Origin of the sequence: Georgenia sp. TF02-10, from assembly GCF_022759505.1 — a bacterium.
GTDB lineage: Bacteria > Actinomycetota > Actinomycetes > Actinomycetales > Actinomycetaceae > TF02-10.
Genome location: NZ_CP094289.1, coordinates 3,206,664 through 3,227,728, shown reverse-complemented (window position 1 = coordinate 3,227,728; position 21,065 = coordinate 3,206,664). Strand labels below are relative to the sequence as shown.

Here is a 21,065-nt window from a genome sequence, read left to right as displayed (position 1 = left end):
CGGCGCGGGTGACGGTGTCCGGGCGGTGGTGGCGGCGGCTGTGCCTCGTCGAGACTGGCAAAGTGGTTGCTGGGAGCAACTGTCTTGTCGTTGTCGTTGTCGGTGTTGGGCGGGCGGTGGTGGCGGCCGCTGTGTGCGTCGAGACTGGCAAAGTGGTTGCCGGGAGCAACCGTTTTGTCGTTCTCGATGTGGTCTGGGCGGTGGTTGCGGCGGCCGGAGGTCAGGCCGGGCGAGCGGTCGCGAGCTCGTCGAGGCGGACCAGGCCGCGCAGGTCCCGCAGCGCGACCGACAGCGGCGCCAGGCCTCCGGCGCCGGCCCGGTCCATCTCGGCCAGCGCCTGCCGCACCGGGGCGAGGATGCCCTCCCGTGCCTGGGCCCAGGCCGCCAGCCGGGCGGCGCCGTCGCCGGCTGGTGCCGCCCTGTCGGCCGGCCCGCCGCCGTCGGCCGCCGACAGCACCGCGGCGGTCAGCGAGCGGAGCACGGCGTAGAGGTCCTCCCGCATGGCCCCCCGGGCCAGGGTGTCCCACCGGCCCTCCCGGGGCAGCTGCTGGACCCGGTCGAGCAGCCGGTCGAACCCGAAGTACTCCGAGGTCGCGAAGTACAGGTCGGCCACCTCGGCGGTCGGCCGGCCGGTCTGGGTCGCCAGCTCGGTGACGTCGAGGAGGCAGTACCGGTCCAGCAGCGAGGCGGTGTGCTCGGCGAGGTCGGCCGGCACCCCCGCGTCGGCGTACTCCTGCGCCTGGGCCTGCAGCCGGTCGCGCTCGTCGCCCCGGAGCACCGTGGCCATGCTCGGGAAGCCGGCCACCGCCGGGCCGAAGCGGGCGATCTCCGCGCCGACGTCCAGCGCCGGCCGGTTCCGCAGGAACCACCGGACGGCGCGGTCCAGCAGCCGGCGGAAGTCCAGGAAGAGCCGGGACTGCACGGCGGTGGGCACGACGTTGTCCAGCGCCTCCACCGCACGGACGAACCCGGCCAGGTCGAAGACCTCCCGGCAGATGACGAACGCGCGGGTGACCTGCTCGGCGTCGGCGCCGGTCTCCTCCATCGCCCGGTAGACGAAGGTGATCCCGCCCCGGTTGACCACCGAGCCGGCGACGGAGCTGACGACGATCTCCCGGCGCAGCGGGTGCTCGGCCAGCTCGGCGGCGAACCGGGTGCGCAGGGCGGGCGGGAAGTACTCCGTCAGGGTCGCGGCGAACCACTGGTCGTCCGGCAGGCCGCTGCGGACCAGGTCGGCCTTGAGGGCAAGCTTGGCGTAGGCGACCAGGACGGCGAACTCGGGGGAGGTCAGGCCGTGGCCGTCCGCGGCGCGCCGGGCCAGCTCGGCGTCGGTGGGCAGGAACTCCAGCGCGCGGTCCAGCTCCCCGCGGTCCTCCAGCCAGGTCATCAGGCGCCGGTGCGCGGGGACCATCTGGTCCCCCTGGGCGCGGGCGTTGCCGAGCAGCACGTTCTGCTCGTAGTTCTGCCGCAGCACCTTCCGGGCCACGTCCGGGGTCATCGCGGCGAGCAGCTCGTCCCGCTCGGCCCGGGTGATCCGGCCGGACCGGAGGGCGGCGCCCAGGGCGATCTTGATGTTCACCTCGTAGTCCGAGCTGTCCACCCCGCCGGAGTTGTCGATGGCGTCCGTGTTCAGCCGCACCCCGGCCAGCGCGGCCTCGATCCGGCCGCGCTGGGTCAGCCCCAGGTTGCCGCCCTCCCCGACGACCCGGCAGCGCAGCGCGGCGCCGTCGACCCGGACGGCGTCGTTGGCGCGGTCCCCGACCTGGGCGTGGGACTCGGCGGTGGCCTTGACGTAGGTGCCGATGCCGCCGTTCCAGAGCAGGTCCACCGGGGCGGTGAGGATGGCCCGGACGAGCTCGGCCGGGGTGAGCGCGGCGACGTCGTCGGCGATCCCGAGCCGGGCCCGGACCTGCGGGGTGAGCGGCACCGACTTGGCGGTGCGGGGGTAGACCCCGCCGCCCGGGCTGATCAGGGCCGGGTCGTAGTCGGCCCAGGAGGAGCGGGGCAGGTCGAACAGCCGGCGCCGCTCGGCGTAGGAGGCGGCCAGGTCGGGGTCGGGGTCGAGGAAGACGTGGCGGTGGTCGAAGGCGCCGACCAGGCGGATGTGTTCGGAGAGCAGCATGCCGTTGCCGAAGACGTCCCCGCTCATGTCCCCGACGCCGACGACGGTGAAGTCCTGGCTCTGGGTGTCGTGGCCGAGCTCGCGGAAGTGCCGGGTGACGGACTCCCATGCCCCGCGGGCGGTGATGCCCATCTTCTTGTGGTCGTAGCCGGTGGACCCGCCGGAGGCGAAGGCGTCGTCGAGCCAGAAGCCCCGCTCCCGGGCGACGGCGTTGGCCAGGTCGGAGAATGCGGCGGTGCCCTTGTCCGCGGCTACCACCAGGTACGGGTCGTCGCCGTCGTGCCGGACCACCCGGTCCGGGCCGACGACCTCCCCGCCGACCCGGTTGTCGGTGACGTCGAGCAGGGCGGTGACGAACGTGCGGTAGGCGGCGGTGCCCTCGGCGAGCCAGGCGTCCCGGTCCACCGCCGGGTCCGGCGCCCGCTTCACCACGAAGCCGCCCTTGGCGCCGGTGGGCACGATGACGGCGTTCTTCACCGTCTGGGCCTTGACCAGGCCGAGGACCTCGGTGCGGAAGTCCTCCCGGCGGTCCGACCAGCGCAGCCCGCCGCGCGCCACCCGGCCGAAGCGGAGGTGGACGCCCTCGACCCGGGGGCTGCACACGAAGATCTCGAACCGGGGCCGCGGCTGGGGCAGGTCGGGCAGGTCCCGGGGGTCGATCTTGAGGGCGACGGCGGGCGGCTGGGTTGCTGGGGCGTCGTCGGTGCCGCTGCCGGCCGCGTCCCCGTCGGCGGCGCCGGACGCTCCGCCCGCGCCGTCGGCGTCCCGGTCGGCGGAGCCGGCCGGCCCGCCCGCTCCGTCGGTGTCGGTGCCAGCCACGTCCCCCTCAGCGGTGCCGGCCGCCCCGCCCGCGCGGTCGGCCGTGCGGTAGTAGCTGGTCCGCTGGGTGGCCCGCACGACGGCGAGCAGCGCCCGGATGATCCGGTCGTGGTCGAGGTTGGTCACCTCGTCCAGCGCCGCGCGGACCTGCTCGGCCAGCTCCTCCTCGGCCGCCGACCGCTCCGGGCTGGCCTGCCCGCCGTACCGGCCGGGGTCGAACCGGGTCGCGAAGAGCTCGACGAGCAGGCGGGTGGTGCCCAGGTTCTCCCGCAGCGCGGCCTCGACGTACTCGCGGGAGAAGACCGACCCGGTCTGGCGCAGGTAGGCGGCCAGGGTGCGCAGGACGGTCACCTCCCGCCAGGTCAGGCCGGCCAGCAGCACCAGGGTGTTGAAGCCGTCGCTGTCCGCCAGCCCCGAGCGCACGGCCGCGAAGGCGTCCTGGAACCGCTCGCGGCTGCCCGGCGCCGCCCAGGCCTCCTCGGTGGGGGCGCGCAGGCCGAAGTCGTAGACGTGGGCGAGGCTGCCCGCCTCGGCGCGCAGCTCGTAGGGCCGTTCGTCGGTGACGGCCACGCCGAGGTGGTGGAAGAGCGGCAGGATCCCGCTGAGGGTGAGCGGGTCGGTGGTGTAGACCTTCAGCCGTCGCTCGCCGGGCCGGGCGTCCGGGCCGCGGTACAGGTCCAGCCCGACGGCGCCCGGGGCGAGGGCGTCGAGGTGGGCCAGGTCCGCGGCGCCCACCTCGGGCGGGAAGTCCTCCTTGTACGCCTCGGGCAGGGCCGCGGCGAACCGGCCGAGCAGCCGGGCCGCCGTCGCCTCGCCGTACCGCTCCCGGGCGGCGTCGGCCAGGTCCTCCGCCCAGCCGCGGGTCGCCTCGGCCAGGCGCTGCTCGAGGGCGGCGACGTCGACCTCGGGGACCTGCTCGCCGGGTGCCACCCGGACCACGACGTGGAGCTGGGCCAGCACCGACCGGGACAGCAGGGCGTCCTGCTCGACCGAGACCCCGCCGAAGGCCTCCCGCAGCAGGGCCATCACCCGCTGCTGCACCGCCGGGCTGTACCGCTCCCGCGGCAGGTACACCAGGCAGGAGACGAACCGGCCGTAGACCTCGGTGCGCAGGAACAGCCGGGTGCGGGGGCGCTCGCGCAGGTGCACCACCGCCGTCGCGACCTCGGTGAGGTGCTCCACGGTGGCGGTGAAGAGCTCGTCGCGGGGGTAGTCCTCGAGCACCCCCATGAGGTCCCGGCCGAGGTGGCTGCCCGGGGCGAACCCGGCGGCCTCGATGACCCGGGCGACCTTCTCCGCCACGTAGGGGACCTCGGTGACCGAGGAGCGGTACGCGGCGGCGGTGAAGAGCCCGAGGAAGCGGCGCTCGCCGACCACCCGCCCGTCGCCGTCGAAGGTCTTCGCCCCGATGTAGTCCAGGTACAGCGGGCGGTGCACGCTGGCGCGGGAGTTCGCCTTGGTGATGATCAGCAGCCGGGGCTCGCGGGCCTTGCGGGCGGCCCGGCCGGGCAGCACGGTGGGCCGGGCCGGGCGGTCGGGGTCCGGGCGCAGCAGCCCGAGCCCGGTCTCCGGCAGCGGGGCCAGCACCGCCTCGGCGGCGGCGCCGGGGCCCGGGTCCGGGTCGGTCAGCCGGTACTCCCGGTAGCCGAGGAAGACGAACTGGCCGTCCGCGAGCCAGCGCAGCAGGGCCCGCGCCCGCTCGGCGGCCGCCCGGTCGACCACCGGCGGCGGGGCAGTCGCGAGGTCCGCGGCTATCTCGTCGGCTTTGGCCACCATCGCGTCGTGGTCGGTGACGGCGAGGCGCACGTCGGCCAGCACGCGGGCGAGCTCGGCGGCGACCTCGGACCGCTCGGCCGGGTCGCTGACCAGCCCCACCTGCACGTGCACCCAGGACTCCACGACGGCGCCGGGCTCGGCCGGGGCCGGCGCCGGCTCGGCGTCGAGGACCTCCTGCAGCACCCCGTCGGCGTCCCGGCGCACCACGAGCTGGGGGTGGACCAGCAGGCGGACGGTGCGGCCCTGGCGGCTCAGCTCGGCGGCGACGGAGTCGATGAGGAACGGCATGTCGTCGGTGACGATCTCGACGACGGTGCAGCCGGTGGACCAGCCCTCGGCGTCCGCCGAGGGGTTGAAGACCCGGACCTGCGCGGTGCCCGGCGCCCGCCGCCTCGCGGTCTCCTGGTGGGACCGGGCGGCGCCGAGGAGGTCGACGGGCCGCTGGGCCTGGAGGTCCTCGGTCATCACGTCGCGGTAGAACAGCCGCAGCAGCTCCTCGGCCTGCGCCGGCGCGGGGTCGAGCCTGGCGGCCGCCCCGAGCAGCTGCGCGCGGGTCTGGTCGAGCACTGCGGTGGTCATGGCGTCGGGTCCTCGTCGTCGACGTGCGCTGCGCGCCGCGCCGCGCCGGACGGTGCTGTCCGGGCGGCGGGCTGCCGCCCACCATGCCAGGGACGCCGGGGGGTGTACAGGCGGCCGGGGGCGAACCACCGCTGCCGCGTTGGTGCCGACGGCGTCCGTGCCAGCGTCGGGCAGCGCCGACGGGCAGCGCCGCCGGGGAGCGCCGAACTCAGCGCCGGCGGCCGGTCAGTGCTGCCCGTGCGGGTCAACGCCGCCGGGGCGCGCTGGCGCGGTCGGCAGCGACGGCACCGCCCCAGGCGCCGTCAGGCCTGGTCGCCCTGGTTGCCCTGGACCGGCTTGCCGCCGCGGGTGCGGCGCCGCTGCCGGCGCCGGGGCCGGTCGCCGTTGGGCGCGCCGGTGCGGTCGCCGTCGTCGCGTCCGCGGTCGTGCCCGCCCTCGGCCCGGCCGCCGTCGCCGCGGGCTCCCGACCGGCCGCCGTCGCCACGGGCTCCCGACCGGCCGCCGTCGCCGCGCGTCCCGGTCCGCCGCCCGCCGCCCTGGCCGTCGCGACCGCCGCCGCGGCCGCCGTGCCGGTGGCCGGTCTCGCCCAGGTCCTCCACCGCCTCGGCCGCCAGCCCGGCGCGGGTGCGCTCGCCGCGGGGGAGCCGGCCGGTGGTGCCTTGCGGGATGTCCAGGTCGGTGTAGAGGTGCTCGGAGGTGTGGTAGGTCTCCACCGGCTCCGGGACCCCGAGGTCGAGAGCCTTGTTGATGAGGGACCAGCGGGGCATGTCGTCCCAGTCCACGAAGGTCACCGCGGTGCCGGTGTTGCCGGCCCGGCCGGTGCGGCCGATGCGGTGCAGGTAGATCTTCTCGTCCTCGGGGCACTGGTAGTTGATCACGTGCGTGACGTCGTCGACGTCGATCCCGCGGGCGGCGACGTCGGTGGCCACCAGGACGTCCACCTTGCCCGCGCGGAACGCGCGCAGCGCCTGCTCCCGTGCGCCCTGGCCCAGGTCCCCGTGCAGGGCGGCGGAGGCGAAGCCGCGCTCGGCGAGCTCGTCGGCGACCTTGGCGGCGGTGCGCTTGGTGCGGGTGAAGACGATGGTCAGGCCCCGGCCGCGGGCCTGCAGGATCCGGGCGAGCACCTCGACCTTGTTCAGGGCGTGGGCCCGGTAGGCCACCTGCCGGGTGAGCCGCACGGTGGCGCCGGTGTCCTCGGGGTCCTGGGCGCGGATGTGGGTGGGGCGGGTCATGTACCGCCGGGCGAGGGCGACGACGGCGCCCGGCATGGTCGCGGAGAACAGCATGGTGTGCCGGGCGGCCGGGGTGCGGGCGAGCAGGGTCTCCACGTCGGGCAGGAAGCCCAGGTCGAGCATCTCGTCGGCCTCGTCCAGGACGACGGTGCGGACCCGGGACAGGCTCAGCACGCGCTGCTTGAGCAGGTCGATCAGCCGGCCGGGGGTGCCGACGACGACCTCGACGCCGTCCCGGAGGGCCTCGATCTGCGGCTCGTAGGCCCGCCCGCCGTAGACCTGCAGGATGCGGACGCTGCGGGTGCGGGCGGCCGCGGCGAGGTCCTCGGCGACCTGCTTGGCGAGCTCGCGGGTGGGCACGACGACCAGCGCCTGCGGCAGGCCGGCGTCGGGCAGGGTGTCCCAGCCGTCCTCGCCGGGGGCCACCAGGTGCTGGAGCAGCGGTATGCCGAAGCCGAGGGTCTTGCCGGTGCCGGTCTTGGCCTGGCCGATGATGTCGTGCCGGGCCAGGGCGACCGGCAGGGTCAGGGCCTGGATGGGGAAGGGGTGGGTGATGCCGACGGCCCGCAGCGCCTCGACGATCGGCTCGGAGACGCCGAAGTCCGCGAAGGACTTGTGGGCCAGGTCCGCCGGGGCGGCGGCGTCGGTGATGTCCGGGGTGGGCTGGTCGTGGTCGTCGACGACGACGGCGGCCGGGGCGGCGTTCAGCACGCCGGTGGTCTGGGTCATGTGTGCCTTGTCGGTCGTGGCCGACGGCGCCGCACACCGCGCCGGGCGGGCCCGGGGCGCGCAGGGTCGTCAGCCTGCTCGTGGCAGCCGATCGTGATCAGTGCGCGCCGCGCGTGGCGGCAAGGGTGCTGGCTTCGACGAGACGACCGGGCAGCCGGTTACCTCTCCAGGGTAGCGCGCGCCGCGGCCGGCCGCGGCCCGCTGGGCGTGGGGGCGGTCACGGGGCCCGGCATGACGGGCGTGGGGGCGGTCACGGGGCCCGGCAGGCCGGGCGTGGCGGCGGGCACGCTGGCGCTGGCCCGACTGGCGTCAGGGGCGTGCGGCGCCCCCTGGGCCCCGGCCCTACGAAAAGACAGGCCTCTCGGGTCGCTCGCTCAGCTCGGGCGAGACCGAGGCCGGCTCGGACGGAGGCGGTTCAGACCAGGCCGAAGCCGACGCGGCGCTGCTCCGGCGAGCCGATCTCGACGTAGCCCAGCGCGCCGGCGGGGACGACGACCTGGCGGCCCTTCTCGTCCGGCAGGATCAGCGGAGCCTCGCCCTTCAGCGCCTCGGTGACCGCGGCCACCACCTCGTCCGGGGTCTGCGCAGACTCCAGGGTGATCTCGCGCGCGACGTTCCGGACGCCGATGGTGATCTCCACGGTTCTCCTCCTGCAGATGGACTGACTCGCTCCATCGTAGGTCCTCGCGTGGACCCCGCGCCGTCCGGAACCAGGTCCCCAGGGCCGGCCACGGACCGACCCGGCCTCCCCGGCCGGCGACGGACGGCCCCTTCCGCTGCCGGTGCACGCACGTTCCCACATGTGCCGGCTGGTGCCAGGATTGGGCCGTGTCCCCGACCTCGTGGCGTCGCCGCGCGCCCGCGGCCGCCGCGCTCGCGCTGCTGGCGGCGGCGGTGCCGGCCGCGCAGGCGGGGACGGTAGCGCCGGCGGCCCCGGCCGCGGCGGCGGCCATCGTCGCGGTGCCGAGCACCGGGACCGGGCTCGCCGTGGGGCGCCTCGTCACCGCTCCGGCGATCGGCGCACCGGTGCGCGCAGCCGTCACCCCGCCGTCCGCCTCTCCCGCCCGTGGCCCCGCCGCCGAGGGCCACCCCGGGCACGCCCCCGGCCCCGCCGACCGGGGCCGGGCAGGCCTCGGCCCGGTGCGGACGCCGGCGCCGCCCGGGGACACCGCGGCCGCCGACGGCCCCCGGCTGCTCGCCGCCGCCGAGGCAGCGGTCCGCCAGGAGCGGGCACGGGCGGGACTGACCACGGCCCCCATCCCGTCGTCGGCCAGCGGCACGCGGCACACGGTGCCGGGCAGCGTGCCCGCGCCTCGGACGGACGCGCCCGTGCGGACCGTCCGGGTCGAGGTCGAGGAGGGCCTGCCGGTGGACGCGGCGACCTTCGCCGACTACGCCCTCACGGTCCTCAACGACGCCCGCGGCTGGGCGCACGACGGCACGGCGACGTTCGCCCGCACCGACGGACCCGCCGACATCCGTCTCGTCCTGGCCTCCCCGGCGCTGACCGACCAGCTCTGCGCCCCGCTCCCGACGGGCGGGCGGCTGTCCTGCGGCACCCGCGACCGGGCGGTGCTCAACGCCGCCCGGTTCTCCGACGGCGCCGAGCCCTTCCTGGCCGCCGGCGGCACGACAGGGGAGTACCGGGCGTACCTGGTCAACCACGAGGTCGGCCACCTGGTCGGGCAGCCGCACGTCGGCTGCCCGGCACCGGGCCGGCCCGCTCCGGTCATGCTCCAGCAGACTCTCGGGCTGGAGGGGTGCACCCCCAACGGCTGGCCGGCCGCCGAGTAGCCACGGGGGATGGCCGCCGTCGTACCCGCAGCGACGCGATGTCGGTGGGGTGTGATGCCATCGTTCCCATGCAGCACCCCATGCCGGCGGCCACCCTGCGGCTGACCGCCCCGCCGCCCCCGCCGCCCGCGCCGGAGCTGGACGCCCAGCAGGCCACCGCGGTGGGCTGGGCCCCGGACGCCGGGCACCTCCTGGTCGTCGGCGCACCGGGGACCGGGAAGACGACGACGGCGACCGCGGCCTTCCTCGCCCGGGCCCAGGCCGCTGACGCCGCGGACGCCGGCGCCACCGTGCTGCTGGTGCCGACCCGCCGCGGCGCCGCCCGGGCGCGCGACGCCGTCGCCCGCCGGCTGGGCCGGACCACCGGCGAGGTGCTCGTCCGGACCCCGGCGTCGTTCGCCTACTCGGTGCTCCGGATGCGGGCCGCGCTCCTGCACGAGCCCGCCCCCACCCTGATCACCGGGCCGGAGCAGGACCTGATCCTCGCCGAGCTGCTCGCCGGGCACCGTGCCGGGCAGGGCGCGGCGGTCCGCTGGCCGGACGGCATCGGCCCGGACACTCTTGCCCTGCCGGCGTTCCGGGCCGAGCTGCGGGACCTGTTCATGCGCTCCGCCGAGCTCGGGCTCGGCCCGGCCGAGCTCGCCGAGCGGGGCCGGCAGTACGGTCGGCCGGAGTGGACGGCGGCGGCGGCCGCCCTGCAGGAGTACCAGGAGGTGACCGCGCTGGGGGAGGTCACTCCGGACCGCGGGGCGCGGCTGGACGCCGCCCGCATCGTCGACGAGGCCACCGCCGCCCTGCTCGCCTGGACCGAGGAGGTGCCGGGCCACCCGCGCCCGCGCTGGTCCAGCGTGGTGGTGGACGACTACCAGGACTCCACCCTGGCCACCGCCCGCTTGCTGGGGGTGCTCGCCGACGACGGCGCCCAGCTCCTCCTCCTCGGCGACCCCGACGCGGGGGTGCAGGGCTTCCGCGGCGGCACCCCGGCCCTGGTGGCCCGGGCGGAGACGACCGAGCCGCTCGGCGGGTTCTCCGCCAGCCGGCTGGTGCTGGAGCGGGTCTACCGGGGAACCGCCCGGCTTCGGGCCGCCACCGCCGCGGTCACCGGGCAGGTCGCGAGCTCCGGGGTGGTCGGTCACCGGCGGGCAGCGGCGGCGCCGGCGGGTGCCGGGGACCCCGCCGGTCACGACCGGCCGACCGTCGGGCAGGCCGGCGGCGAGCGGCCGGCCGCCCCGCGCGGGGTGGCGGTGGAGGTGCTGCGGTCCCGCGCCCAGGAGGGTGCCTTCATCGCCCGCCAGCTGCGCGAGGAGCACCTGCACCACGGCACCGCCTGGTCGCAGATGGTCGTCGTCGTCCGGTCCGCCGCCCAGGTCGGCGCGGTCCAGCGGGCGCTGCGCACCTGGCGCGTCCCGGCCGGCGCGGCCGCCGGGCCCGGGGTGCTCCGGGAGGAGCCGGCCGTCCGCCCCCTCCTCCTCGCCCTGACCGCCGCGGTCGCCGGGGTGCCGGACGAGGAGCAGGCCACCGAGCTCCTGCTCTCCCCGGTGGGCGGGCTCGACGCCGTCGGGCTGCGGGTGCTGCGCCGCGAGCTGCGTGGCCGCGAGCACGCCGCCGGCGGCACCCGCAGCCCCGGGGAGCTGCTGGTCGCCGCGCTCGCCCCGCCCCCGGCGGACCTGCCCGCCGGCGCCCCGGCGGCCGGCACCACCCCCAGCGCCACAGAGGCCAGCGCCACAGAGGCCAGCGCCGCAGGGGCCGGCACCACCGCCGGCACAGCGGCGGCCGCCCCGGAACCCGGCCCGCCCGCCGGCTCCCCGGACCTCACCGCCGACCTGCCGACCCGCGTCGGCCGCGCCACCGCACGCGTGCGCACCGTGCTCGCCGCCGGCCGGGCCGCCCTGGCCCGCCCGGGCGCCACCGCCGAGACGGTGCTGTGGGCGCTGTGGGACGCCACCGGGCTGGCCGGGCCGTGGCGGGACCGGGCCCTGTCCGGCGGCCCCGGGGCGGAGCGGGCCGACGCCGACCTCGACGCCGTCCTGGCCCTGTTCCGGGCCGCGGAGCAGTTCACCGACCGCACCGTCGGGGCCGGGCCGGCGGCGTTCCTCGACCACGTCCTCGCCCAGGACCTCCCGGCGGACACCCTCGCCGCCCAGGGGGTGCGCGCCGAGTCCGTGCAGGTGCTCACCCCCGCGGCGGCCGCGGGGGAGGAGTGGGAGGTCGTCGTCGTCGCCGGCGTGCAGGAGGACGTCTGGCCCGACCTGCGGCTCCGGGACTCCCTGCTGGGCGCCGGCGCCCTCGCCGACGTCGAGGCCGGCCGGTCCCCGGACGGGCGGCGCGCCTACGCGCCGGCCCGCCGGGAGGTGCTGGACGACGAGCTCCGGATGCTCGCCGTCGCCGTCTCCCGCGCCACCCGCCGGCTCCTCGTCACCGCGGTCCTGGACGAGGAGGACCAGCCCTCCACCTTCCTGGACCTGCTCGACCCGGACCTCGACCCCGCCGCCCCGCCCCGGACCGTCTCCCCGGCGCTCGACCTGCGCGGCCTGGTGGCCGAGCTGCGCGGCGCCCTCGAGGAGACGGTGGGGGCCGACGGGCCGGGCGCCCGGACCGCCGGCACCGCCGCGGCGCTGCTGGCCCACCTTGCCGACCACGGGGTGGCTGGGGCCGACCCGGCCACCTGGAGCGGCCTCGCCCCGGTCAGCACCGCCGCCCCGCTGCGCCCCGCCGGCCCGGTCAGCGTCAGCCCGTCCGCCGTGGAGCTGGCCACCACCTGCCCGCTGCGGTGGGTGCTGGAGCAGGCCGGCGGCCGCGGGGAGGCCAGCACCGACCAGTCGGTGGGGACCCTGGTGCACGAGATCGCCGCCGCCCACCCGCACGGCACCGCCGCCGAGCTGCGCGCCGAGCTGGCCCGCCGCTGGCCCGAGCTCGGCCTGGACGAGACCTGGTCCGGACGGCGCCAGCGGGCCCGCGCCGAGGCGATGGTCGACCGGCTCGCCGCGTACCTGGCGGGCGTGCCGGGCGAGGTCGACGTCGAGCGGGAGTTCACCGCCGACGTCGGCCGGGCCCGGCTGCGCGGCCGGATGGACCGGGTGGAGCACACCGAGGACGGCCGGGTCCGGGTGGTGGACCTGAAGACCTCCGCCCACCCGGTGACGGGCGACCGGGCGGCCGAGCACCCCCAGTTGGGCGCCTACCAGGTGGCCGTCGAGGCCGGGGCGTTCGGGGACGTCCGGCCCGGCGGGGGCCGGCTCGTCTACCTGGGCACCGGCCGCGGCGGCCCGATCCAGCGGCCCCAGCCCGCCCTGCCCGACGCCGCCGAGCCCGGCTGGGCCCGGAACCTGGTCACCGAGGCCGCGGAGACCATGGCCGGGTCGGTGTTCCCCGCCCAGCCGGGGGAGCAGTGCCGCCACTGCCCGGTGCAGAGCTCCTGCCCGGTGGCCGAGACCGGGAAGCGAGTGACCGAATGACCCCGACGTCGACCCTGGCCCCGCCCGCCCAGCGGCACAGCGCCGCGGACATCGCCGACGCCCTCGGCCGGCCCCGGCCCACCGCCGAGCAGACGGCGGTCATCGAGGCGGACCTCGGCCCGCTGCTCGTCGTCGCCGGCGCCGGCTCGGGCAAGACCGAGACGATGGCGGCCCGCGTCGTCTACCTCGTCGCCAACGGCCTGGTCCGCGCCGAGGAGGTCCTCGGGCTCACCTTCACCCGCAAGGCCGCCGCCGAGCTCGCCGGCCGGGTCCGACGCCGGCTGGCCGACCTGCGGGCGGCCGGGCTGCTCCCGCCGGCCGGGCCGGGCAGCGCAGCTGGCGGGTCGACAGCACCGACCGGCCCCGGCGCCGCACCGGACGAGCCGGCTACCGAGCCGGCCGGGCCGGCCGCCGAGCCGGGCGGGACCACCACCGCCGCCCCCGGCGGGACCAGCGCCGGCGCGCCCGCCGCCCGGCGCCCCCTGGACGTGGACCGGCCCCGCATCGCCACCTACAACTCCTTCGCCGCCAACCTCGCCCGCGACCACGCCCTGCGGGTCGGGGCGGACCCCGACGCCCGGCTGGTCACCGAGGCCGGGTCCTGGCAGCTCGCCGACGACGTCGTCCGGAGCTGGGTGCCGGACCTGCCCACCGACCGCTCGACGGCCTCGGTCACCCAGGCGGTGCTCCGGCTGGCCCAGGCGCTCGACGAGCACCTGCTGGACGTCGCCGAGGCCCGCGAGCTGCTCGCCGACCTCGAGCGCGACCTCCTCGAGAAGGACCCCGCCGGCCCGAAGAAAGGCCCGTACAAGGAGGTCGCCGTGGCGGCCGCCGCGCTGGCCGAGCGGCGCGCGCTGCTCGACCTGGTCCAGGCCTACCGCCGCCGCAAGCGCGAGCGCGGCCTGATCGACTTCGGCGACCAGGTCGCCCTCGCCGCCCGCATCGCCACCGAGGTGCCCGAGGTCGGCGCGCAGCTGCGCGGGCAGTACCGCGTCGTCCTGCTCGACGAGTACCAGGACACCTCCGTGGCCCAGCTCCGCCTGCTCGCCCGCCTCTTCGGCGACGGCCACCCGGTCACCGCCGTCGGCGACCCGCACCAGGCGATCTACGGCTGGCGCGGCGCCTCGGCCGCGTCGCTGGCCACCTTCCCCACCATGTTCCCCCGGGTCCGGGACGACGGCGCCACCATCGCCGCGCCCACCCTCGCCCTGAGCACCTCCTGGCGCAACGACCGCGCGGTCCTGGCCGCCGCGAACACGGTCGCCGCGCCGCTGCGTGGCGGCGACGGGCCCGGCCCCGCCGTGGCCGTCCCGGTGCTGCGCGCCCGGCCCGACGCCGGGGCGGGGGAGGTGCTGGGCCGGTACACCACCAGCCAGGAGGAGGAGACCCGCGCCGTCGCCGACCTGGTCGCCGCCCGCTGGGACCCGGCCGACGCCAGCACCGCGGCGGTGCTGTGCCGCCGGCGCGCCCAGTTCCCGGCCGTCGTCGCCGCGCTGCGCAAGCGCGGCCTGCCGGTGCGGGTCCTCGGCCTCGGCGGCCTGCTCGCCACCCCGGAGGTGGTGGACCTGCGGGCCGCGCTCCAGGCCGCCCACGACCCGGGCCGCGGAGACGCCGTCGTGCGCCTGCTCACCAACCTCCGGCTCGGCGCGGCGGACCTGCACGCCCTGCAGGACTGGGCCCGGACCCTGGCCCGGCGGGCCACCGGCCGGCTGGCCGCCGACCCGGACCGCCGGCTCGACCCGCGGGCCGAGGCGAGCCTGGCCGAGGCCGTGGACCACCCGCCGGAGCCCGGCTGGCAGGGCGAGCGCGGCACCACCCTCTCCGCCGCCGGCGCCGCCCGGGTCCGGCACCTGGGGGAGGTGCTCCGCCAGGTCCGCGCCCTGACCCACCTGTCCCTGCCCGAGCTCGTCGTGGCCACCGAGCAGCTCCTCGGCCTGGACATCGAGGTCGCCGCCCGGGCCGGCGGGACCGGCACCGGGGCCGCCCGCGCCGCGCTCGACGCCTTCACCGAGGTCGCGGCCACCTTCGCCGGCGACGCCGACCGGCCCACCCTCGGCGCGTTCCTCGCCTGGCTGGACGCCGCCGAGGAGCGCGAGCGCGGCCTCGACGCGGCCGAGACCGCCGAGGCCACCCCCGACTCCGCCGTCGTCCAGGTCCTCACCGTCCACGCCGCCAAGGGCCTGGAGTGGGACCTGGTCGCCGTGCCCGGGCTGGTGGAGTCCCAGTTCCCCAGCTACGACGGCCGGCCCCGGGACGACGGCGCGGTGAGCGCCTCCGCCTGGCTCACCGACATCGGCGAGCTGCCCTACCCGCTGCGCGGGGACGCCGACGCCCTGCCCGCCCTGGACCTGGCCGGGGCCGCCACCCACGCCGACGTCGAGGCCGCCCGGAAGGACTTCCGCGCCGCCGCCGGCGCGCACCGGGTCGCCGAGGAACGGCGGCTGGCCTACGTCGCCCTCACCCGCGCCCGGCACACCCTGCTGCTCACCGGGTCCTGGTTCCGCGACGGCGCCTCGGCCCTGCCGCCGTCCCGGTTCCTCCTCGGGCCGCACCGCGCCGGGCAGGTCACCGACCTCGGCGAGGGCCTCGCCCCCCGGCCGCCGGCGGAGGCGACCAACCCCGCCCTCGCCGACGCCCCGGGCACCCCCTGGCCGGACCCGCTGGGCGCGCGCCGGCCGCGGCGGGAGGCCGCCGCGGCCGCCGTCACCGCCACCCGCCGCGACCTCGGCGGGCGCGGGCTGGACCTCGCGGCGCGCACCGGCGACCCCCGGCTGGACCGCTGGCTGCGCGACGCCGCCCTGCTGCTCGCCGAGCGGGACCAGGCCACCGAGCGGGACCGCGAGGTCCCCCTCGCCGGGCACCTGTCCGCCTCCGCCGTCGTCGGGCTGGTGACCGACCCGGCGGCGTTCGCCCGGGACCGGCGCCGGCCGGTGCCCACCGAGCCCACCGTCGTCTCCCGCCGCGGCACCCGGTTCCACGCCTGGGTGGAGCGGTTCTACGGTGCGGCGGCCCTCCTCGACCTCGACGACCTCGACGCCGACGCCCCGGACGAGGGCGCCGTCACCGACGCCGAGCTCGCCGCCCTGCAGGCCACCTTCGCCGCCTCGGCCTGGGCGACCCGGATCCCGGTGGCGGTGGAGGTGGACCTGGAGACCCCGGTCGCCGGCACGATCGTGCGGTGCCGGATCGATGCGGTCTTCCGCGGCCCGGACGGGGACGAGGTGGTGGACTGGAAGACCGGGGCCCCGCCGCGCGACGCGGCCGACCTCGCCCACCGGGAGATGCAGCTGGCGCTGTACCGGTTGGCCTGGTCGCGGGCCGCCGGCGTGCCGCTGGAGAAGGTCTCGGCGGCGTTCTACTACGTCGGCGCGGACACCACCGTGCGGGCCGGCGCGCTGCCGGAGGCGGAGGTCGTCGCGCGGATCACCGCCGCGCTGGGCGGGGCTGGCGGGTAGGCGCCCCGGCGGGTGGGCCGCCGGTGGCTGGGGCGGCACCTGCTCCATCAGCGACCTCGGCTCGAACGAGCGGACTCGCGCCGCCGGACGGTGCTGAGTTCGCCAGTCCGAGCCCAGTTCGCTAGTCACAGCTGGCGAACTCGGCGGACAACCTCGACCTCGGCACGAACCAGCGAACTCGCGGCCGGGCCGGCAGTCTGGGGCAGTCAGTCTGGGGCAGTCAGGCGTCCTTGTCCCGGGCGTCCGCCGACGACTTGTTCCGGCCGTCCGCCGACGGGTCGTCCGGCGCGCTCGCCGCTGCGTCGCCGTCGTGCGTCATCCCGGTGGCCGCCGGATCCGCGGCGGCCGGTGCGTCCTCGCTGCCCGGCTGCGCGGCGGTAGCGCCGGCGGCAGGTGCCGCGGCGTCGTCGGCCTCGACGCCTGCCACGGGGGCCGTGCCAGACGCGGGCTGGTCGGCGTCGCCGGAGTGCGGCCCGTCCTCGGGGGCGGTGCTGGCGGGAGCCGGGATGTCGGCCGCGGCGGCCTCCTCGCGCAGGAAGTCGGGCAGCGCCGCGCCGAGGTTGAGCTCCTCGGTGACCGCCGCCGGGTCTCCGCCGGCCCCGTCCCCGCCGGCCGTGGCACCGGCGGCCGTGGCACTGTCGGCCGTGGCGCCGGCGGCCGTGGCACCGGCCCCGCCCACCGGAGCGGCGGCCCGGCCCGCGGACGCACCCACCCCCCGGTCGCCGTCGTCCGGCACGTACCCCTCCGCCGGCTCGTACCCCTCAGCCGGCCGGACCACCGGCTCCGCGGCCCCGATCGGCGGTGCGTCGGCGACGTCCTCGGCCAGCTCGCGGAGCATCCGCGCGGCGTCCTCGACCACCGCCGGGTCCCCGGTGCGGACCCCATGCAGCAGCCACCGCGCCAGCGCCAGCTCGGCGACGAGCAGCGCCCGGTCGATCAGGTGCGCGTCTGCGCCCTCGGTGCGGGCCATCGCGTAGGCCTCCTCGATCGCGTCGAGGGACTCCTCCGGCGCCGCGGCGACCAGCCAGGCCAGGTCCTCAGCCGGGTCGCCCACGTGCGCCTCCGCCAGGCCGAGCAGGGCCGAGACCCGGCCCTCGTGGACGAGCACCTGCTCCGGCGCCAGGTCCCCGTGCACCGGGGTGGTCCGGAAGCGCCACAGCGCCACGTCCTCCAGCGCCCGCTCCCACCGGCTCAGCAGCACCGCGGGCACGTGCCCGGTCCGCGCCGCCTCGTCGACCTCGGCCAGGCACCGGGTCCGGTAGGTCTCGGCGTCGTAGACCGGCAGCCCGGAGTCGGCGACGACGGCGACGTCGAGCTCGTGCAGGGCCGCGATCGCCCGGCCGACCTCGGCCGACAGGCCCGGGCCGGCGGTGAGCCGGTCCAGGTCCAGCGGCCGGCCCACGAGCTGGCGGTAGACCATCGCCCGGCCGCCCTCGGGCAGCACCGCGAAGCCCTCCGGCCGGGGCACGTCGAAGGGCAGCCGGCCGGCGTCGACGACGGCCGCGAGGTTGCCCAGCAGCGCCACCTCCCCCTCCAGCGCCGCCCCGGCGGCGGGGTGCAGCGGCGCGAGCACCACCCAGTGCCGGCCGCCGGCGTCCAGGATCCCGGTGGTCTGGAAGTCGGCGCCGACGCGCTGCGGCGGGCGGGTGGCCACCACGTCCAGGCCGGGCAGGGCCGTGGTGGCGAGGGCGGCGAGGGCGAGCGCGGAACGGACCACGGGGCAACGGTAGGCGCCAGCCCGGCCCGCTGTCCGCCGCCGCGCCGGGGGCCAGGACGTCCACAGGTGTCGCCGAACCCCTTCCGTCCGGGCCGATCCTCGCCTACCTTCTCCGCATGCACCGGCGCGGGGGCGCGCCGGGTCAGCACCTGGGGGTGGTGATGGACGACGGGGTCGCGCTGCTGGAGTCCGAGGTCCGCGAGCTCGTGCGCCGACGCGGCCTGGACCCCAGCCGGGACGCCGACGGCGTGCGGAGCCTGGTGGCCGCGGCGCTCGCGGACTACGAGGACCGCTCCGTCGCCGGCCTGGTCCCCCCGCTGCCGGACCCCGACGGCGCGGCCCGGGACGTGCTCGACGCCGTCGCCGGCCTGGGCCCGCTGCAGCGCTACCTCGACGACCCCGAGGTGGAGGAGCTCTGGATCAATGAACCGGGTAAGCTCTTCGTGGCCCGGTCCGGCCGGGCCGAGCTGACCACGACGATCCTGGACCGGGTCCAGGTCCGCGACCTCGTCGAGCGCATGCTCCGGGCCTCCGGCCGGCGGCTGGACCTGAGCACACCCTTCGTCGACGCCGCCCTGGCCAGCGGCGAGCGGGTGCACGTGGTCATCCCGGACATCACCCGGGCGGAGTGGGCCGTCAACGTCCGCAAGTACGTCACCCGCGCCCGGTCGTTGGCCGACCTCGTCGCGCGCGGGTCCCTGACCGCGGCGGCCGCGGCGTTCCTCGACGCGGCCGTCCTCGCCGGGATGAATGTGCTGGTCTCCGGCGCCACCCAGGCGGGCAAGACCACCATGCTCGGCGCGCTCGCCGGGTCGATCCCGCCCGGGCAGCGGGTGATCACCTGCGAGGAGGTCTTCGAGCTGCGGCTGGCGAACCGCGACACCGTGGCGATGCAGACCCGCCAGCCCAACCTCGAGGGCGTGGGGGAGGTCCCGCTGCGGCGGTTGGTCAAGGAGTCCCTGCGGATGCGGCCGGACCGGATCATCATCGGCGAGGTCCGCGAGGCGGAGGCCTTCGACATGCTCGTCGCCCTCAACGCCGGCATCCCGGGGATGTGCACGCTGCACGCCAACTCCGCCCGGGAGGCCGTCACCAAGCTGTGCACCCTGCCGCTGCTGGCCGGGGAGAACGTCACCGCCGCGTTCGTCGTGCCCACCGTGGCCGCCGCGATCGACGTCGTCGTGCACCTCGAGCTCGACCGGGACGGCCGCCGCACCGTGCGCGAGGTGGTCGCCGTCACCGGCCGGGTGGAGGAGGGCGTGGTGGAGACCGCCGAGCTGTACGTCCGCCGGGACGGGCACCTGGTGCGCGGTGGCGGCTTCCCGGCCGGGGAGGACCGGTTCGCCCGCGCCGGGATCGACCTGGCCGCGCTGCTGGCCGACGACGACGGCGGGCGGTAGCGGTGGGCGTCGTCGCCGGCCTGCTCCTCGGCGCCGGTCTGCTCTCCGTCTGGTTCTCCTGCTTCCCGCCCGCCGCGCCCCGCCGGCGCTCGCGGCCCACCTGGACCCAGCGCACCCAGGACCTCCTGGTCCAGGCCGGCGCGCCGGCCGTCAGCCCCACGTCGCTGCTGCTGACCTCGCTGGGCCTGGGCGCCGCGGTGGGCCTGCTCGGGCTGGCGCTGACCGCCGCGCCGATCGCGGCGTGCTTCGCCGTGCTCGCCGGCACCCTGCCCTGGGCGCTGGTGCGCTCCCGGGCCCGCCACCGCCGCACGCTGCTGCGCACGGTGTGGCCGGAGGTCATCGACGACCTCGCCTCGGGCATCCGGGCCGGGCTGTCCCTGCCCGAGGGGCTGATCGCGCTGGCCGAGCGGGGGCCGGAGGAGGTGCGGACGGAGTTCCGCCGATTCGCCGAGGACTACCGCGCCGCCGGCCGGTTCGACGACGCCCTGGAGACGCTCAAGGCCCGGCTGGCCGACCCGGTCGCGGACCGGATCGTGGAGGCGCTGCGGCTGACCCGGGACGTCGGCGGCACCGAGCTGGGCCGGCTGCTGCGCACCCTGGCGCAGATGCTTCGCGAGGACCTCCGCACCCGGGGCGAGCTCGAGGCCCGGCAGTCCTGGACCGTCAACGGCGCCCGGCTGGCCGTCGCCGCGCCGTGGCTCGTGCTCGTGCTGCTGGCCACCCGGGAGGAGACGACCGCCGCCTACAGCACCGCCGCCGGGGTGGTCGTCCTGGCCCTCGGCGGGGCCTGCTCGGCGGCCGCCTACTGGCTGATGGTGCGCATCGGCCGGCTGCCCGAGGACCAGCGGGTGCTGCGATGAGCCCCGCCGCGCTCGGCGCGCTGGCCGGCCTGGTCGGCGGGCTCGGCCTGTGCCTGGTGCTGTGGCGCCTGGCCGCCCGCCGGATCACCCTGACGGAGCGGCTGACGCCCTACCTGCGGGAGCGGCCGCGCACCTCCAGACTCCTGGCCGAGCGGCAGCTGCACACGCCCTTCCCCACCCTTGAGCGGCTGCTGACCCCGTGGCTCGCCGACGCCAGCCGGGTCCTGGAGCGGCTCGGCTCCTCCACGGTCAGCATCCGTCGGCGCTTGCAGCTCGCCGGTAGCGACCTGACCCCGGACCAGCTCCGGATGGAGCAGCTGGTGTGGGCCGCCGTCGCCGTCGCCGTGGCCCTGCTGGGGGCCCTGACGCTGGGCACGCTGCGGGGCGCGCCGCTGGTGCCGCTGCTCGCGGGGGTTCTGCTCGCCGGGGTCGGTGGCGCCGTGGCCCGCGACCGGGTGCTCACCACCACCGCGCGGCGCCGCCAGGAGCGGATGCGGGCCGAGCTGCCCGACGTCGCCGAGCTCCTCGCGCTTGCCGTCTCCGCGGGGCAGGGGCCGGTCGGTGCGCTCGAGCGGGTCGCCGGCACCACCCGCGGCGAGCTCGCCGCCGAGGTCCGCCGCACCCTGGTCGACGCCCGCTCCGGGGTGCCGCTGGTGGTGGCCCTGGAGCGGATGGCCGGCCGCACCGACGCCCCCACCGTCGCCCGGTTCGCCGAGGGCATCGCGGTCGCGCTCGAGCGCGGCACCCCGCTGGCGGAGGTGCTGCGCGCCCAGGCCCAGGACGCCCGGGAGGGCGCCCGCCAGGAGCTGATGGAGACGGGCGGGAAGAAGGAGATCATGATGATGGTCCCGGTCGTCTTCCTGGTGCTCCCCGTCACCGTCCTCTTCGCGGTGTTCCCCGGCCTCGCCGTCCTCGAGGTGGGCCTATGACCGCGCCCCGGCCGGCGCCGGCCCGGGGCCCTGGCCGGGTCTCGTCGGGCGGCCCCGTCCCGCGCGACGGCCGGGTCTCGCCCGCCGGCCCCGTCGCGCCGAACGGCAGCGCCCCCGTCTCGCCGAACGGCCACGCCGCAACCTCCGGCCTCGCCTCATCCGGCGATGCCACCCCGTCCGCGGTCTCTGCCGCATCCG

At 77.8% G+C, this 21,065-nt stretch carries 10 protein-coding genes; 6 read left to right on the top strand and 4 right to left on the bottom strand.

Features of this window, described 5'->3' with window-relative positions:
* Positions 1–220 precede the first annotated feature (220 nt).
* From MF406_RS14650 to MF406_RS14640, 3 genes are all read right to left on the bottom strand, one after another.
* Positions 221–5,296: an NAD-glutamate dehydrogenase gene (locus tag MF406_RS14650; RefSeq protein ID WP_242895169.1), complete on the bottom strand. Its 5,076-nt coding sequence runs from the start codon at positions 5,294–5,296 to the stop codon at positions 221–223.
* A gap of 302 nt (positions 5,297–5,598) precedes the next feature.
* Complete coding sequence (locus MF406_RS14645; RefSeq protein WP_242895167.1) at positions 5,599–7,257, bottom strand: DEAD/DEAH box helicase; 1,659 nt, start codon at positions 7,255–7,257, stop codon at positions 5,599–5,601.
* 415 nt (positions 7,258–7,672) lie between these two features.
* Complete coding sequence (locus tag MF406_RS14640) at positions 7,673–7,897, bottom strand: DUF3107 domain-containing protein (RefSeq protein WP_242895165.1); 225 nt, start codon at positions 7,895–7,897, stop codon at positions 7,673–7,675.
* 188 nt (positions 7,898–8,085) lie between these two features.
* On the opposite strand from MF406_RS14640, the gene MF406_RS14635 reads away from it, so the two are divergent.
* From MF406_RS14635 to MF406_RS14625, 3 genes are all read left to right on the top strand, one after another.
* The gene (locus tag MF406_RS14635) at positions 8,086–9,051 is read left to right on the top strand and encodes a DUF3152 domain-containing protein (RefSeq protein ID WP_242895163.1); all 966 of its coding nucleotides are present in this window, start codon (positions 8,086–8,088) and stop codon (positions 9,049–9,051) included.
* A 68-nt stretch (positions 9,052–9,119) separates the two neighbouring features.
* Positions 9,120–12,506 carry a UrvD/REP family ATP-dependent DNA helicase gene (locus MF406_RS14630; RefSeq protein WP_242895161.1) on the top strand — a complete coding sequence of 1,129 codons (3,387 nt, stop codon included), beginning with the start codon at positions 9,120–9,122 and terminating at the stop codon, positions 12,504–12,506.
* Positions 12,503–15,961, top strand: a complete 3,459-nt coding sequence (locus tag MF406_RS14625; protein ID WP_242895159.1) for an ATP-dependent DNA helicase — start codon at positions 12,503–12,505, stop codon at positions 15,959–15,961. The genes MF406_RS14630 and MF406_RS14625 overlap by 4 nt, the downstream gene beginning before the upstream one ends.
* A gap of 220 nt (positions 15,962–16,181) precedes the next feature.
* Here MF406_RS14625 and MF406_RS14620 read toward each other — a convergent pair whose 3' ends face one another.
* Positions 16,182–17,678: a phosphotransferase gene (locus tag MF406_RS14620; protein WP_242895157.1), complete on the bottom strand. Its 1,497-nt coding sequence runs from the start codon at positions 17,676–17,678 to the stop codon at positions 16,182–16,184.
* A 116-nt stretch (positions 17,679–17,794) separates the two neighbouring features.
* Between MF406_RS14620 and MF406_RS14615 the strand changes: the two genes are divergently transcribed.
* The 3 genes from MF406_RS14615 to MF406_RS14605 are packed head-to-tail and all read left to right on the top strand — an operon-like array spanning position 17,795 to position 20,867.
* On the top strand, positions 17,795–19,078 hold the full coding sequence (locus MF406_RS14615; RefSeq protein ID WP_242895149.1) for a CpaF family protein: 1,284 nt from the start codon (positions 17,795–17,797) through the stop codon (positions 19,076–19,078).
* 2 nt (positions 19,079–19,080) lie between these two features.
* Positions 19,081–19,938: a type II secretion system F family protein gene (locus tag MF406_RS14610; RefSeq protein ID WP_242895147.1), complete on the top strand. Its 858-nt coding sequence runs from the start codon at positions 19,081–19,083 to the stop codon at positions 19,936–19,938.
* Positions 19,935–20,867, top strand: coding sequence for a type II secretion system F family protein (locus MF406_RS14605; protein ID WP_242895145.1), 933 nt, complete (start codon positions 19,935–19,937; stop codon positions 20,865–20,867). Before MF406_RS14610 ends, MF406_RS14605 begins: the two co-directional genes overlap by 4 nt.
* Positions 20,868–21,065: the final 198 nt, after the last annotated feature.